The organism is Pseudorhodoplanes sp. (genome assembly GCF_035565795.1).
Lineage (GTDB): Bacteria > Pseudomonadota > Alphaproteobacteria > Rhizobiales > Xanthobacteraceae > Pseudorhodoplanes.
Window position 1 is genome coordinate 85,164 of sequence record NZ_DATMRV010000252.1, and the last position, 14,939, is coordinate 100,102.

Annotated in this window: 14 protein-coding genes; 5 read left to right on the top strand and 9 right to left on the bottom strand. The window is 59.1% G+C overall.

What is annotated here, in order from left to right; translation table 11 throughout:
- Positions 1–3 precede the first annotated feature (3 nt).
- From VNZ93_RS22740 to VNZ93_RS22750, 3 genes are all read left to right on the top strand, one after another.
- Positions 4–1,518, top strand: coding sequence for a tripartite tricarboxylate transporter permease (locus tag VNZ93_RS22740; RefSeq protein WP_325710780.1), 1,515 nt, complete (start codon positions 4–6; stop codon positions 1,516–1,518).
- A gap of 56 nt (positions 1,519–1,574) precedes the next feature.
- On the top strand, positions 1,575–2,537 hold the full coding sequence (locus tag VNZ93_RS22745) for a tripartite tricarboxylate transporter substrate binding protein (RefSeq protein ID WP_325710782.1): 963 nt from the start codon (positions 1,575–1,577) through the stop codon (positions 2,535–2,537).
- Between the two features lie 100 nt (positions 2,538–2,637).
- A complete protein-coding gene (locus tag VNZ93_RS22750) occupies positions 2,638–3,261 on the top strand; it encodes a glutathione S-transferase family protein (protein WP_325710784.1) in 624 nt (207 codons plus the stop codon).
- 138 nt (positions 3,262–3,399) lie between these two features.
- Here VNZ93_RS22750 and VNZ93_RS22755 read toward each other — a convergent pair whose 3' ends face one another.
- A complete protein-coding gene (locus VNZ93_RS22755; protein WP_325710788.1) occupies positions 3,400–4,551 on the bottom strand; it encodes an SDR family oxidoreductase in 1,152 nt (383 codons plus the stop codon).
- A gap of 78 nt (positions 4,552–4,629) precedes the next feature.
- Here VNZ93_RS22755 and VNZ93_RS22760 point away from each other — a divergent pair, with 78 nt between their 5' ends.
- Positions 4,630–5,682: a tripartite tricarboxylate transporter substrate binding protein gene (locus tag VNZ93_RS22760; protein ID WP_325710791.1), complete on the top strand. Its 1,053-nt coding sequence runs from the start codon at positions 4,630–4,632 to the stop codon at positions 5,680–5,682.
- Positions 5,683–5,786: 104 nt separating this feature from the next.
- Here VNZ93_RS22760 and VNZ93_RS22765 read toward each other — a convergent pair whose 3' ends face one another.
- The 3 genes from VNZ93_RS22765 to VNZ93_RS22775 all read right to left on the bottom strand — a co-directional run bounded on the left by VNZ93_RS22765 (position 5,787) and on the right by VNZ93_RS22775 (position 8,492).
- Positions 5,787–6,743, bottom strand: a complete 957-nt coding sequence (locus tag VNZ93_RS22765) for a tripartite tricarboxylate transporter substrate binding protein (protein ID WP_325710793.1) — start codon at positions 6,741–6,743, stop codon at positions 5,787–5,789.
- Between the two features lie 134 nt (positions 6,744–6,877).
- Positions 6,878–7,987, bottom strand: coding sequence for an NADH:flavin oxidoreductase/NADH oxidase (locus VNZ93_RS22770; protein ID WP_325710796.1), 1,110 nt, complete (start codon positions 7,985–7,987; stop codon positions 6,878–6,880).
- A gap of 166 nt (positions 7,988–8,153) precedes the next feature.
- Positions 8,154–8,492 carry a hypothetical protein gene (locus VNZ93_RS22775; RefSeq protein ID WP_325710798.1) on the bottom strand — a complete coding sequence of 113 codons (339 nt, stop codon included), beginning with the start codon at positions 8,490–8,492 and terminating at the stop codon, positions 8,154–8,156.
- 552 nt (positions 8,493–9,044) lie between these two features.
- On the opposite strand from VNZ93_RS22775, the gene VNZ93_RS22780 reads away from it, so the two are divergent.
- Positions 9,045–9,884 carry an amidohydrolase family protein gene (locus VNZ93_RS22780; RefSeq protein ID WP_325710801.1) on the top strand — a complete coding sequence of 280 codons (840 nt, stop codon included), beginning with the start codon at positions 9,045–9,047 and terminating at the stop codon, positions 9,882–9,884.
- A gap of 106 nt (positions 9,885–9,990) precedes the next feature.
- Here the strand turns inward: VNZ93_RS22780 and VNZ93_RS22785 are convergent, their stop codons facing one another.
- From VNZ93_RS22785 to VNZ93_RS22805, 5 genes are read right to left on the bottom strand one after another with little or no spacing between them, the layout of a single operon-like run.
- A complete protein-coding gene (locus tag VNZ93_RS22785; RefSeq protein WP_325710804.1) occupies positions 9,991–10,734 on the bottom strand; it encodes an SDR family NAD(P)-dependent oxidoreductase in 744 nt (247 codons plus the stop codon).
- A gap of 37 nt (positions 10,735–10,771) precedes the next feature.
- Positions 10,772–12,205 (bottom strand): 3-hydroxyacyl-CoA dehydrogenase, encoded by a 1,434-nt coding sequence (locus VNZ93_RS22790; RefSeq protein ID WP_325710807.1) that lies wholly within the window; start codon positions 12,203–12,205, stop codon positions 10,772–10,774.
- Positions 12,205–13,197 (bottom strand): NADPH:quinone oxidoreductase family protein, encoded by a 993-nt coding sequence (locus VNZ93_RS22795; RefSeq protein WP_325710810.1) that lies wholly within the window; start codon positions 13,195–13,197, stop codon positions 12,205–12,207. The genes VNZ93_RS22790 and VNZ93_RS22795 overlap by 1 nt, the downstream gene beginning before the upstream one ends.
- Positions 13,194–14,312, bottom strand: coding sequence for a CaiB/BaiF CoA-transferase family protein (locus tag VNZ93_RS22800; RefSeq protein WP_325710813.1), 1,119 nt, complete (start codon positions 14,310–14,312; stop codon positions 13,194–13,196). The genes VNZ93_RS22795 and VNZ93_RS22800 overlap by 4 nt, the downstream gene beginning before the upstream one ends.
- The gene (locus VNZ93_RS22805) at positions 14,312–14,935 is read right to left on the bottom strand and encodes a 3-hydroxyacyl-CoA dehydrogenase family protein (RefSeq protein WP_325710816.1); all 624 of its coding nucleotides are present in this window, start codon (positions 14,933–14,935) and stop codon (positions 14,312–14,314) included. The genes VNZ93_RS22800 and VNZ93_RS22805 overlap by 1 nt, the downstream gene beginning before the upstream one ends.
- Between the last annotated feature and the right edge of the window lie 4 nt (positions 14,936–14,939).

A 14,939-nucleotide genomic window follows, 5' to 3' on the forward strand; every position in this document is an offset into this window, starting at 1 on the left:
ATAATGAATGTCGGGATCATTGACGGCCTCCTCAACGCGCTGACGTTCGCCAATATCGGCTTCGCCATGATCGGCTGCCTGCTCGGGACGCTGGTCGGCGTCCTGCCGGGTCTCGGGCCGGCCTCGGCAATGGCAATCCTGCTGCCTGTCGCACTGTATCTACCGACCGATGGTGCGGTCATCATCATGGCAGGCATCTATTACGGCGCGATGTATGGCGGATCGACTACCGCGATCCTGATGAACATTCCTGGCGAAGTCTCGTCCATTGTTACTGCGCAGGACGGGTTCCCCATGACAAAGAACGGGCAGGCAGGGCAAGCTCTCGCTATAGCTGCAATCGGCTCGTTCCTTGCCGGCATCGTCGGCACGCTGGCGATCGCACTCATCGGGCCGCAGATTGCCGGCTTGGCGTTACAGTTCGGGCCTCCGGAATATTTCGGCCTGGTCCTGTTCAGCATGACGGCGCTGATCAGTTTTGCCGGCTCATCGTTGCTCAGCGGCCTTGCGCTCGGTGTTTTCGGCATGTGGCTCGCAACTGTTGGAACAGATCCCCTGACCGGCACACAGCGGCTGAATTTCGGCACCATCGAGCTGATGAAGGGCTTCGACATCATTCCAGTGCTGGTCGGCCTATTCGGCATTGCCGAGGTTCTCACCAGCGTCGACGAGAAGATCACAAAAATCTTCACCGGAAAGCTGGGATCGTGGTGGTCGATGATCCCACGTGGCGCGCAACTCGTTCGCGGCATGTTCGCAGCCATTCGTGGCACGGTGATCGGCTTCGTGCTTGGCTTGCTGCCCGGCATGCTGCCCGCGCTCACAGCTTATCTTGCCTATGACGTCGAGAAGCAGATCTCCAAGACGCCGGAAAAATTCGGCACCGGTATGATCGAGGGCGTGGCTAGCCCGGAATCCGCCAACAATGCCACGGCGATGGCCGGCTTTATTCCGCTGCTGGCGCTCGGCATTCCAACCAGCCCCGCACTGGCAATCCTGCTCGGCACGTTGCTGATCAGTGGCGTGACGCCTGGTCCGATGCTCTTCGAACAGCAGCCGCTGCTGATCTGGACGGTGATCGGCAGCATGCTTATCGCCAATACGGCACTCATCGTGCTCAACCTGCCTCTGGTCGGTCTCTGGGCCCGTATCTGCCTCATTCCCTACAGCATCCTGGGGCCCGTCGTTCTGATCATCTGTGTGCTCGGCGCATATGCACCGCGCAATACCCTATTTGACGTGTGGGTCGCAGTTCTGTTCGGCATCATCGGTTACATCATGCGGCGGCTCTCCATGCCGGTCTCGACGCTGGTGCTCGGTTTCCTGCTCGGGCCGATGTTCGAACAGGCACTCCGCCAGTCCATCGCCATGACCGGGACGCCGATGGTCTTTATCGAGCGACCGATCCCATTGGCGCTGGTTATCGCCACAGCACTGGTCCTGATCGTCACCACTTATCTCAAGCGGCGATCACGGGCCGTTGCCAATCTGATCCGGGAAAGCACCAACGAAGCCTGAGCGTCCTCATACCAGAATATCTTGTCAGGAAATCCCGATTTTGGAGGAGAAAGACGGTGAAAGCGATTACCTGGACCGTCGCAGCTGCAGTAGGGTTATTGACGACTCTGCCGACGTCTGCACAAGAGAAGTATCCAACAAAGCCGGTCGAACTTATCGTGCCGTTCGCAGCCGGCGCATCGACCGATTCCGGCGCGCGTGTCATCGCCCAGGCGCTCGAAGCACGCTGGAAAGTGCCGATCAAGGTCGTCAACAAGCCGGGCGGCAATACCGTTCCCGCAGTCAACGATGTGATGACGGCACGGCCTGACGGCAGCATCCTGCTGGTCGACGGCCCGCCACAGAGCTCGATGCTCGACACGGTCGTCAAGAATCTCGCCTTCAAGGTGACAGATCGCACCTTCGTAGCAATCATGGCCTACACGCCGATGAACTTTATCGTCCCCTATGACTCACCACTGCAGACGCTGAGAGATATCGCCACTGAACTGCAAAAGAACCCGGGAGACTTCACCTGGACATCACTCGGCGGAGCCGGCGCACAGGACATGGCGTTCCGTCAACTTTTCGCTGCCGCCAATGTCGACGTGAAAAAAACGCGATCGGTTGCGCTCAAGGGCGGCTCTGAAGCAGTCACGATGACCGCCGGTGGCCACGTCAAGCTCGGCGTCGGCTCCTACAGTGCCATCGCCGCGCCGCTCTCGGCAAAAAAGCTGCGTGTCGTCGCTACTGCTGCGCCGGAACGATGGCCGAACATGACGGAGGTGCCGACCGCGGCAGAAGCCGGGTTTCCGAGCGTCGAGGTGCTTTACTGGATCGGCATTTCGGGCCCACCGAATCTGCCGCCGCACATCGTCAAAACCTGGGACGAAGCACTGCGAGACGTCGTAGCCGACAAGGCCGTTCAGGAAAAGCTGCTGCATGCCGGCCTGCTCGCCTCATACTTCAACGCCAAGGATATGGCCGCACGTGTCGCCAAGGAGCGCGCCGAAACTCAGAAGCTCTATTTTGTGCAGTAAATCGTAATATCGGCCGCTGCACATGCAGCGTCCGGCTCTTTCTGTATGATCGTCCGTTTCTCTTCGCGCTCACGCGTTATTGTCACTCCCGCAGGTGATCATGCGACTGATCGGCTCCACCACATCCCCTTACGTACGCAAGGTCCGTGTTTATCTTGAAGAAACCGGCCACGACTACGAGTTCACGACAGTCGACGCCTGGAATCCTGAGCCCTCGCTTCTTGACCTTGCTCCGGTCGGCAAAGTGCCGGTATTGGTGCTTGACCAGGGCCCGCCGCTATTCGAATCCAATCTGTGCATCGAATATCTGGATAGCTTACTACCGGATGCGCAGCGGCTGATCCCCAGCAGCGGCGAATGGCGCTGGCAGGTCCTGCGTCTGCAAGCGCTGGCGAACGGCATGATCGACGCGACGGCGACCCGCACGGTCGAACTGCGCAAACCGGATGTCGCGCAAATGAAAACCGTGCTCGATCGCGAGACGAAACGGATTGACAGAATCCTGACCACCTTCGAACGTCTCGTCGACCCCAGCCACAAACTTGTCGGCGGCCGCCTCAGCAGCGCCGACCTCGTGCTCGGCGTCGCGCTCCAATACCTCGATTTTCGCTATACGGCGGACTGGCGCAAGACGGCACCGCGTCTCGCCGCCTGGTTCGTCCCCATGACCGAAAAGCCGTCGTTCAAGACAACCCTACCGCCGGGATTTACGCCCCCTGCCTGACCCGTTTAATGGCCGGTAATTCATCGTCGAATGTAAAGACCATTACCGGCATTGATCTGCGGCGACCGCACGGCTGGATCGGTATTATCACCCCTCCGTGCCGCACAATCATTCATGCGGCCCCGCATCGCCCTGCACTCAGAATTTCGGTATGATTCTGTTCGCCTGCAGCTCATCAAAATAACGGATGAACATTTCCTCGGTATCGCAGAACTCGGTGAAACCGTATGTCCTGGCTTTCATCGTGCTGGAAATGACATCGTATCCGGTCGAAAAGACGTAGTCTCCGTAATTCCAGAGCACGATCTGTTCGTAAGGAACGGGCTGCAGCCCATATTCTGCGACCATGTGATCCCACAGAGGCCCCTTGTCCTTCATCATCTGGACAAGATTGATATGCTGACGATCGCCGAGTTTCATCCCGAAGTAATCGGCAAAACGCGGCCAGGTTCGCTCCCACCGGATGAGATCACCGTTTATGATGTTGAACGGTTGATTAGCGCATTTCGGATCTTGCGCCATCCAGAGCAGACCCTTGGCGAGAAGGCCACTATCCGTGCATTGATAGAGCGCGCGATAGCTCGCATCCGTTCCGGGGAAACGCAGCGGCAAACCCAACGCTTTGGAAATTGCTGCATAGACAGCAATAACCATGACCAGGTTCATCGGATTACCGGTCGCGAAGCCACACACGGCATGCGGGCGTGCCGATGACCAGGTCCACGTCTTCCCCTTCTGCCGCTCCACGACCCAATCCTGCTGGCTGTGGTAGAAATTCGGCGGCATGTGGCGGGCATCGTCTTCCCGTGCCGGCGTTGGGAAGGGACCGAGATGATTGCCGTAAAACTTGGTGCCATGCATCAGATTGATGTGCTGCAACCGCGGTGACGTAGCTTCGACCGCTTCCACCACGTTCTCAAGCATCGCCATATTCGGGGCCACCATCTCCGCATGGGTCGGCCGCTCGACATAGGCGGAATAGAAGACATGCGTGAGGTCTAGCTTGTCGCCGAGCACCGCACGGGTCTGCCGCTTGTCGAGCAGATCGACCGGAAGATGGCGATACGCTCCCTCGATATCCGGCCTTCGCCTGGAAGCCGCGATGACGTCCCAATCGCCAAGCGTCATGAGATGCTGCAGCAGGTTGCGGCCAACCACCCCGGTTGCGCCTAGCACAAGAGCTCGATTCCGTTCCATCAATGACCCTCGACACGACATAACTCGATCTGCGGCGTAGCAAGCCTCATGCCACACTCCGTATCGTAGCGACTGCAATTTTCCTTCCAGCACAAACGACGAGTTGTTTCTCCAGGAAGCAGTCCGTCCATCGCCGCAACAATCAAATACCGATCGGCGGTGGCACGACACTTGCGTCAACGACCTCGCGCAAATTACCCAACGCCAGCAAGAGCGACAGCATTGATTCGTTCAACGGAAGGAAACGACATGAAACCATCTGACTATCGATTACTCTGCCGGCTTGCCCCCGCCGCCATCATGCTGGGTCTTCTCACGGCCACGTCAGCTGACGCACAGAACAAATATCCGTCCAAAGTGGTCGAAATCATCGTTCCGTTCACCGCTGGTGGTTCTACGGACCTTGGCGCGCGCGTCTTCGCTGACGCATTGCAGCGACGCTGGAACAACCCGGTGCGGGTGGTTAATAACCCTGGCGGAAATACCGTTCCCGCGGTGAATTCGATCATGGGCGCCTCGCCGACTGGCTATTCGGTGCTGATGGATGGGCCCGGGTCGAGCTCGATGCTTGAGATCACCGCAAGGAATATTCCGTTCAAGGTGGACGATCGAACCTATCTCGGCCTCGCCGCTCAGACCCCGTTGATGCTGGTCGTCGCCCAGGATTCGCCGTTCAAGACGCTTGCCGATGCGGTCGCGGCTGCCAAAGCCGATCCGTCGAGCTTCTCATGGACTTCAGGACCAGGCACAACGGACCTCACCTTTCGGAAGCTTTTCAACCTGATCGGCGTCGATCATCACAAGACACGCGCGGTCGTGCTACGCGGCGGCTCCGAGGCGATCAACATGACCGCCGGAGGTCATGTCGGGATCGGCGTCGGCTTTTGGGGAAGTATCGGGACACTGGTTTCGGCGAAACGCCTGCGTGTGCTGGCAGTGGCCGGTCCCAGACGCTTCGCAGCGATCCCCGACGTGCCGACAACAGCGGAGGCGGGATATCCAGACCTCGTCATCCTGCAATGGATCGGCTTCTCCGGTCCGCCGAAGATGGATCCGCTGCTGGTCGAGGAATGGGAAAAGGCGATCGCCGAGGTGAGCAAGGACCCACAAGTGGTCAGCGGGCTGACCCATATCGGCCTCATAGCGTTTCCGAGCACTTCCGCAGAAATGCAAGACTATGTTCTCAAGGAACGAGAAGTCGTGAAGAAGCTCTGGGCTAACTAACCGCGGAATCCGCCGCTGCTTTCCTCCTCCCGTACGCGAACCCGCTGTCCGTATCGCGGCGGACAGCGGGTCCTGACGAATTCCACAAAAGAAATGTGGAGCTATCAGCCACCATACAGTTTCTTGGTTTCCACCGCTTCGCGCTTGACACGCTCCACCATGGCCTTGGCATTCTCATGCAGCGGCAACAGGCCTATCCGCAGGAGACCCTCGCGATAAGCATCGGTCTTGTCGATCTCGCTGAGAGCCTCATCCCAGATCTTCGCGATATGCGGCGGCAGGTTCGGTGGACCGGATACGCCGATCCAATACAGAACTTCCACCGACGGAAAGCCGGCTTCCGCCGTGGTCGGAACGTCCGGCAAGTTTGGCCAGCGCTGTGGCGCAGCGACTGCAAGCAGACGAATACGCTTGGCGTTTAGTGGCGCCGCTATCGAGCTGTACGAACCGACCCCCAGCTTCACATGGCCTCCAGCCGTCATCGTGATCGCTTCGGACCCGCCCTTGAGCTGAATTGCGCGCGTCTTGCCCGCCTCAACGCCGATGGCCTGGAAGAACTGCCGGAAAGTCATGTCCTGCGCACCAGCGCCGCCAAGCGACGTCCAGGTGAAAGACGAAGGATCGCTTTTGACCGCCGCCGCGACATCCTTGAGGGTCTTGAACGGCGAATCATACGGCACGATGAACTTCATCGGCGTATAGGCCGTGACGCCGAGAAACGTTCGGTCGAGAACCTTGAACGGCAGGTCCTTCACCACGGTTTCCAACATCGAACTGGCCGGAGGGCCGTCCATCAGCAGAGTGTAGCCGTCAGGTTTTGCCCGCATCAGCTCACTGACCGCTGGAACTGTATTGCCGCCGGGTTTATTGACGATGCGAACCGGAACGCCCCATTTCGCCTCGAGCTTCTGAGCGAGCACGCGGCCGCCCAGATCGGTCGAACCGCCTGCCGCAAACGGCACGATGATCTCGACCGCTTTTGTCGGATAGGCATCCTGTGCTGTCGCGCTACCTATTCCCGCGAGCAGCAGGACCGCGACTGCCGTTAGAGTCGTCCTCATAAGCATTCCTCCACGATAGACATGAGTATTGTTCAATTTGAATGAGCGCACGATCTCTCTGCCTGTCGGAACAGAAACCCTCTCCTTTCGGTAGGCTGCGACGTAGACAAACTCCCCGCTGAAGCATCGATGTTTCAGTAGATATTCGAGCGTTCATATTGAGTCGGCCATTGAATATCGGCGCGCAATGCGCGTGCTGCCTTCAATGGCCAATAAGGCTCCGCCATCAACGAGCGACCCAGCACCACGAGATCTGCCTGCCCGTTGGCAACAATCTGCTCGGCCATATCCGCGCCATTGATCAGGCCCACCGCACCCGTGGGCATGCCGGACTCGCGCCGTATCATTTCCGAGAACGGAACCTGATAGCCCGGATGAATCGCAATCGTCTGGCGTGGGTCGTTACCACCGCTTGAGCAGTCGATCAGATCGACATCGCCACGCGCCCTCAAACGGCGAGACAATGCAATACTCTGCTCCAGATCCCAGCCGCCTTCGACGTGATCGCTTACCGAAATACGCACGAAGAGCGGCAAGTCATCTGGCCACTCGGCTCGGACAGCGTCGATGGTTTCCATCAGCAGACGAATTCGATTCTCGAATGAGCCGCCATACTCATCGCTACGACGATTGCTCAGAGGCGAGAGAAACTGGTGCATCAGATAACCATGCGCCGCATGAACTTCGACAACCTGAAAGCCAGCCTCGCGCGCATATCGCACCGATCGAGCCATTGCCGCGACGGATTCATCAATATCCGACCTGCTCATCACTGCCGGTGTCGGGAATCCCTTGGCAAAAGCAAGCGCACTCGGGCCGATGACGGACCATCCACCATCTTCGGCCGACAGCGGCTTTGAACCTTCCCACGGCCGCATAGTCGACGCTTTTCGACCAGCATGCCCGAGCTGGATGCCAGCTACAGCGCCCTGCCCCTTAACGAAAGCGGCGATGCGTGCGAATCCGTCACGCTGCCGCTCGTTCCATAAACCCAGGCAATATTTGGTGATGCGTCCACGCGGCTCCGTATGAACGGCTTCGGTGAAAACGATACCAACACCGCCTACAGCGCGAGAACCTAAATGGACCAAATGCCAGTCATCCGGCATTCCGTCCGTCGCACAATACTGGCACATCGGCGACAGCATGATACGATTTTTCGCTTCAACCCCACGAAACCTGATTGGCTTGAGGATATGCGGGTGCCGATCTCGCTTCAGGATTCGTCTTTCATCCTCGCTCAACGCTATTCTCCATATGAGAGCATTCAGCTTCCCTCTTGAGCCATTTCACTCCCGATGGAATCAGAAGTGGAGCTAAAGCTGCCTGCGCAGGCGCATTGCTTCACACGAACTGGCATCTGATTCAAAAGCACCGTACGGCTGGGTCAAAAATTATTATCTAATCAATTCACCGCGGGACGAATTCCCTGATTTTTTCAAACACGCCGTGCCGACGAACCGTCAGATGTGGCCGGATTTCTGTCACCCAATCACCGTGATTCGATGCCGTTTGCCAGGCATCCGACTTCGGAACGTCAGCATGGTCGACCTCGTAGACCGCGAGGTATTCCGGCATCTGCTCGCTATCGCTCCAGACGAGTCTGTGACGAACACAAGAATGCACGCCCGGCACTTTCATCAACGAGGGGATGTGCTCCCTATCGTAAAGCTCGGCAAAGCGTTCCTCCAATTCCTTTGGGATAGAAAGCTGCGCGATATACAAAAATCGCGTGACCTGATCCGGCATGGCGTCCCACGAAGTTATCATTTTTGCTAAAGTCCTCGATAGCAAGGACCGTACCAAGAGCTCAGGCAAGCAGACATCACCTGCAACACGATCAAGGCCTTGATCGGGGTCTTGATCAGAGGCTGTTCCGGACAGGTGGGCGCAACTCCGATGCTGCGCCTAGCCGATCCGATTCTATTTCAGGCGCGGCCTGTCCTCGTCGCACGCATATGTCCCTCCAGGCGACATAATGAGAACGACCACTCCTCGCCCTCTGCCGCTGGCCTGATGAATAAGTTTGAGCACATTGACCTAGGAATGATCGGTTGAGGAGCGTCCAGAATTCAACGGGGAATACACCCCTCACCATGGCGCTGCTCACGAAGCCGTTGATCGTCGTATCAGCAGTCTAGCGACGCCAACGCAATATCGTCACCCCCGGACCCGACGGAACCAGCATCGCTGGCACAAACATTGCTATCTAAGATTCTGCTACATGATTACATGGACTAACCAAATAATCGTCGTTGCGACCTTGATCCGATAGTGACGTCGAGTGGAGAGAGAGACACGATGCGCTTTTTCGATTTTCGCGTGCGGCCGCCCTACAAAGGCTTTCTTAGCATGGTCATGTATGCGCAGCCGGACAGACGAAACGGCTTCACCCGCAATCTCAAATTCGAACCATCGCCTGCTGCCGAAAAGCAATCGGTCGAGATGATGATCGAGGAAATGAAGCAGGGCAACATCGAGAAGGCCCTTGTCGTCGGGCGGAATTCCGGCGCGTTGGGCTCGATCGACAATGCTGAGGTCTCGGAGTTCGTTGCCAAACATCCGGACCGCTTTGTTGGCGCCGCATCGATCGACGCTACCAACCGTAAGATTGCGGTTGTCCAGATCGACGAGGCGATCAAGAACGGATTCCGCGCCATCAATATCGAACCGGGTGCCTATGCGCAGCCGATGTTCACCGACGACCGGCGCCTCTATCCCATCTACGCGCATTGCGAAGACCGTAAAATTCCGGTCATCCTCATGACCGGCGGCAATGCCGGACCTGATCTCAACTATACCCATCCCGCGCTTATCGATCGCGTGCTGGCAGACTTTCCGACGTTGAAGATCGTGACCTCGCACGGCAACTGGCCGTGGGTGACCGAGATCCTCCACGTCGCGTTCCGCCGCAGCAATCTCTATATATCTCCGGATATGTATCTGCCGAATATGCCAGGCATGGATGATTTCGTGAAAGCGGCCGACGGTTTCCTTGCCGACCGCTTCCTCTATGCAAGTTCGTTTCCGTTCTGCCCGGTCAAGGATTACGCAGAATGGTTCTCACGACTGCCGATCCGTCCCGAAGCCATGGAGAAGGTCGCCTACCGCAACGCAATGAACCTTCTGGGCTTGGCCTAGAATATTTCGGGCCACAATATGTTCGTGTAGCATACGCCTCGCACTGAGATGACAGCCGGCACGAGCCACTCCGTTGAAGTGGCTCGGTCGGTTAGCTCAGGCAGCGTCACGGACCAACGTAAAGACCGCCGTTCACCTCAATCGCGGTTCCGGTCATATAGTCGGCCAGATCCGAACACAGGAATAGCGCGACGTTAGCGATATCCTTCGGCACACCAAGACGACCGCACGAAATCTGCGGGATCAGACCCTCGCTCACTTCTTTCGGAACGTCGCGCGTCATCGGCGTTTCGATACGGCCTGGATTAATGGCATTGACAAGAATACCATAAGGCGCGACTTCGCGCGCCAGCGACTTGGTGAAACCAAGAACCGCGGCTTTCGAGGTTGTGTAGTGCACCGCAGCCTGATACCCGCCGATGCGCGCTGCATAGGAAGCAATGTTGACGATACGACCGAACTTTCGCGCCATCATTCCCGGCAGGCATAGCCGGGTGCACAGGAAGAACGACGTAACATTGGTCGCCATCACAGCATTCCACTGATCAAGAGTCATCGTCCAGGTTTTCACCCGTTGACCAGCGGCATCGAACTTCGGCGAGATGCCGACATTATTAATGAGAATATCGATGCTTTTACCAGCGAGCTTGTGCTCGATGTCCTGCGCTGACGACAGATCGCATTGAATGCAGGAGATAGCAGGATTCTCCTGCGCCAATGCCATGCCGGCGTCGATCTTCGCATCGACCAACAGCACCTCTTTGCCAGCTGCAGCAAATTTCCGTCCCATCTCAAGACCGATACCGCCGCACCCGCCGGTGATCATCACACTCCTGCCGCCAATTTCCATTGCATGTCTCCCGGGCCGATCACAAATGATCGGCGGATCAACCATCGCTGCGCGCAGCAATGCGCAGATTCATCGCCGCGCGATAGCGCGGATCGCCAGTCTGTGCATGCAGGGCATCGAGAACCGCGACGATGCGGGGTAGACCGATCGCGGCACCCCACGCCACCGGTCCGCGCGGATAGTTGACGCCGTTTTGCATGGCGCGGTCGATGGCGGCGCCATCTGCAATACCGTGCAGCATCGCTTCATAAGCCTCGTTGACCAGCATCGCGACGATGCGCATCACCACCAGGGCCGGCCAGTCCGGCAGTATCGTCACCGACCCTGCCGCCTGCAGGCTCGCGATCACCGTTTGTCGCTCACCGGCAGACATAGGCGACAGCGCTACCGCGATGCGGCGTCCGGGAGTGCCATCATCCAGGCGCAGGTCGTGCACCGCCACCGGATGTCCGTGCTCGCGCGCGATGTCCTCGGCGCGACGGCCGTCGGTCGGCAGCAGCGAGACACCGCCGAGCGTAACCGGTTGTTTCTCCCATCCGGAGATCAGCGGAGCGGCACGACCGGATGACGCCGCTTCCGTCTGCGATTCAGGCATGGCGCTGCCGGGCGCATACGAATAGAAACCACGGCCGGACTTGCGGCCAAGCCATCCCGCCTCGACCATCTCCTCCTGCAGCAGCGACGGACGGAATCGCGGCTCGCTGCCATAGGCCTCGAACACCGAGCAGGTCGAACGGTAATTAATGTCGTTGCCGATCAAATCCATCAACGCGAACGGCCCCATCCGGAAGCCGCCGCCTTCGGTAACGATGGCATCGAGCGTGGCCGGATCGGCAACACCCTCCTCCCTCAGCCGCAGCGCCTCGCCGTAGAACGGGCGAGCGACGCGATTGACGATGAAACCGGGCGTCGATCGCGCAACCGCCGTCACCTTGCCCCAGGCCTGCGCCGTAGCGTCGATGGTCTCCACCACCTCGGGTGCGGTGGCCAGACCACGGATCACCTCGACCAGGCGCATGACCTGCGCCGGATTGAAAAAGTGCATGCCGACAACGCGCTCCGGCCGCGCCAGGCCGGCGGCCATTGCCGTGACGGACAGCGTCGAGGTGTTGGTGGCGAGGATTGCATCCGGCCGCGCCAATGCCTCCAGCTTCGCAAAGAGGGAACGCTTGATGCCCATCTCCTCGGCGACCGCCTCTACGAAGAGGGTTGCGGAAGCCGTTTCGGCCAGCGTTTCAACCGGCAGCAGACGGGCGATGATGTCATCGCAAGCTTTCTGATCGAGCTTCTTGGCTGCGACCCGTTTCGCCAGGCCGGCGCCGAGTTGCGCAATCGCGCGCCGCGCCGCGCCAGCCGCGACGTCATACAGAAACACACGATGTCCGGCCTGCGCCGCCACCTGCGCGATACCGGCGCCCATGGTACCGGCGCCGATAACGGCCACGGCTTCGCTCGTTGCAAGTTGCGGCATCAAGCCACCTCGAGAATCAGTTTGCCCTGCGCCCGGCCGTCACGAAGCAGCGCCAGCGGCTCGCGGAAATCCGAGAGCGGAAAAGTCCGACTAACAAACGGATCGACCTTGCCAGCTACATGTAGCGCAAAAATTTCGTCCTGTACTCGTCGGACCCATTCCGGGTCACGGTCACGATAGTCCGACCATTGCAGGCCGGAAACCTCGATATTCTTCACCAGCAGATAATTCGCCTTGATTATCGGAATTTCACCGGCGGCAAAGCCGATGATCACCATGCGGCCGCGCCAAGCCATCGCCCGCAACGCCGCCCCGTTGGCAGCACCGCCGACCGGGTCAATCACCACATCAGCGCCACGCCCGCCGGTCGCGGCACGCACCGCATCTCGCAAACCATCGCGCAGATCCGCTATACCGAGGTCGACAACTACGTCCGCGCCGCATTTGCGTGCCACCGCCGCATTTTCCTCGCCGAGCACGCCGGCAATGATCGTCGATGCGCCGAACGCCGTGGCCAACTGCACACTGGCGACGCCAATGCCGCCGGAAGCGCCAAGGACGAGCACCGCATCGCCCGTCTGCATGCGCGCACGCTCCACCAATGCGAAATGCGCTGTCTGATAAACGAGGCCAAGCGCAGCCCCCTTGATGAAGCCGACCTCGCTCGGCATACGGAAGACGCTGGTGGCCGGCGCCCTGAGCTTCTGGGCATAGGCGCCATATTCAACCTGCACGCTCACCCGGTCACCGATCGAAAAACCGGTGACGCCTTCACCCAAGGCCGAGATCACGCCCGCGGCTGCCTTGCCAGGAGAAAACGGGCGCTGCGGTTTGATCTGATACTGGCCGGCGATGACCAGAATGTCGGGGTAGTTCAGCTCCGCCGCCTTCACATCGATGACGACTTCGCCCTTTCCAGGTACGGGATCCGGCAGATCACCCACCGAAACCTCATCGAACGGGGCGAACTCCTCGACGACGACCGCTCTCATATCTTTAGCTCTGAGTTGTGGCCACCAAGCTGCGGCGCGGCAACGGGAATATCGGGGCTACCGCGGAACGCAGCCGCGATAGGCACAGGCAGTGCCGGCATGCACAGTCCCGATTCGTTCTCCAGCATGTGGTCGAACAGGCCACGCGCGCGGAAATGCGGATCGTCCATCGCCTCCTTGAGGGAAACGACGATCGTGCAGCAGCAATCGCGGCCGGAAAAGCACGCTCGCCAGTGCTCGGCAGGCTTCGATCTGATGATGTCGACAATGCGTCGCGTCGTCGCCTGCATATCGCGCGTATCATCCCGCAGGTCGTGATCAAGCCCGATCAGCTCACAGAACTCGTTCCAGAACTTTTGCTCGATGGGCGCCGCCGCCACCGCCTTGCTGTCCGCAGTCTCATAAAGCCGATATCGGGGCGTGCCGCCGCAAACGAGCCCGGTGCCGCTCCCAGGCCATTGCCCTTGCCCCAGACCTTCACCCATCGCCCAATACATAAAGGGAAATAGGTTGTCCGCCATCGCGATATCGAGATAGCAGCCGCGGCCGGTGCGCTGGCGCTGAGCCAATGCCATCATGATGTTCATTACTGCCGGATAGGCGCCACCGGCAATGTCCGCAATCAGCGCCGGCGGAACCACCGGTCGTTCCGGATCGCCCATCGACAATGCGAGCAAGCCGGCGTCGCCGATGTAATTGAGATCGTGTCCCGCAACGTTGCGTTTGGGACCCGTCTGTCCGTAACCGGTGATCGAACAATAGACCAGACGCGGATTGCTGACGGACAACGTCTGATAGTCGAGTCCGAGCCGGGCCATAACGCCTGGTCGGAACTGTTCCACCAGGACATCGGCCCGTGCGATCAGCGGATCGAGAACGGAACGGTCGGCCGCGTTCTTCAGGTCGAGTGCAAGGCTTTTCTTCCCGCGATTGAGCAATGCGAAATTGACACTGTCCCGCCCCCAGCTCGGCCTGTAGTGTCGCATTTCCTCGCCGGTGCCGGGACGCTCGACCTTGACGACCTCGGCTCCCGCTTCCGCCAAAAGCAGTGTCGCCATCGGCCCGGGTAGCAACGTCGAGAAATCAAGAACAGTGACACCTTCGAGTGGACGCATCAGCGTGCTCCACGGCGTCTGGCTGCGAGCGCCATACGTGGCGGCGCATAAGCAGCGGTGCCGTAGGTCGCGAACAATGCACTCGTCACATCACAGTGATGCGCCAACCCGCCTCGGACAAGACGCTCGATCGGCCCATCAGGATAGCCAAGACCGAGCTTACAGGTCGTATCCATATCGGCGGCGCTCGCCAGCCCCTCGTCAAGAAAGCGCAGCGCCGCATTGTATTTCGGCCGCAACAGACGATCGAGAATGCGCCCTGCCTGATCGGTGCAGATAACAACCGTGAAGCCAGCCGTCTCAAACATTGCTTTCGCGGCAGCCACCGCATTGTCCGCGGTAACGCGCATGCGCACCAGTTCGACAAGTTTCGACGGTGAATCGACACCGTTCCGGAACCGCGAGAAGCCGACGACATTCGTATACACCGGATTATCGTCCTCGGCGTGATCGGCCAGACATTCGACGCCGAGTTCAACCACCACTGCCACCTTGCCGGGGTCCGGGGCAACCGGCGTGCCGAGATGCAAAACAATGTCGGCCTGCACCGCCGCGGCAGCCAGGAATGGATCATCGGGAGGAAATGAACGGCTCTCGCCATGTTGCAAGATCATATAAGCCATCACT

Bases quoted from the DNA above. Each gene is read 5' to 3' on its own strand.
- VNZ93_RS22805 (WP_325710816.1), bottom strand. From the start codon at position 14,935: ATGGCTTATATGATCTTGCAACATGGCGAGAGCCGTTCATTTCCTCCC.
- VNZ93_RS22750 (WP_325710784.1), top strand. From the start codon at position 2,638: ATGCGACTGATCGGCTCCACCACATCCCCTTACGTACGCAAGGTCCGT.
- VNZ93_RS22795 (WP_325710810.1), bottom strand. From the start codon at position 13,197: ATGAGAGCGGTCGTCGTCGAGGAGTTCGCCCCGTTCGATGAGGTTTCG.
- VNZ93_RS22785 (WP_325710804.1), bottom strand. From the start codon at position 10,734: ATGGAAATTGGCGGCAGGAGTGTGATGATCACCGGCGGGTGCGGCGGT.
- VNZ93_RS22765 (WP_325710793.1), bottom strand. From the start codon at position 6,743: ATGAGGACGACTCTAACGGCAGTCGCGGTCCTGCTGCTCGCGGGAATA.
- VNZ93_RS22775 (WP_325710798.1), bottom strand. From the start codon at position 8,492: ATGCCGGATCAGGTCACGCGATTTTTGTATATCGCGCAGCTTTCTATC.
- VNZ93_RS22800 (WP_325710813.1), bottom strand. From the start codon at position 14,312: ATGCGTCCACTCGAAGGTGTCACTGTTCTTGATTTCTCGACGTTGCTA.
- VNZ93_RS22780 (WP_325710801.1), top strand. From the start codon at position 9,045: ATGCGCTTTTTCGATTTTCGCGTGCGGCCGCCCTACAAAGGCTTTCTT.
- VNZ93_RS22740 (WP_325710780.1), top strand. From the start codon at position 4: ATGAATGTCGGGATCATTGACGGCCTCCTCAACGCGCTGACGTTCGCC.
- VNZ93_RS22790 (WP_325710807.1), bottom strand. From the start codon at position 12,205: ATGCCGCAACTTGCAACGAGCGAAGCCGTGGCCGTTATCGGCGCCGGT.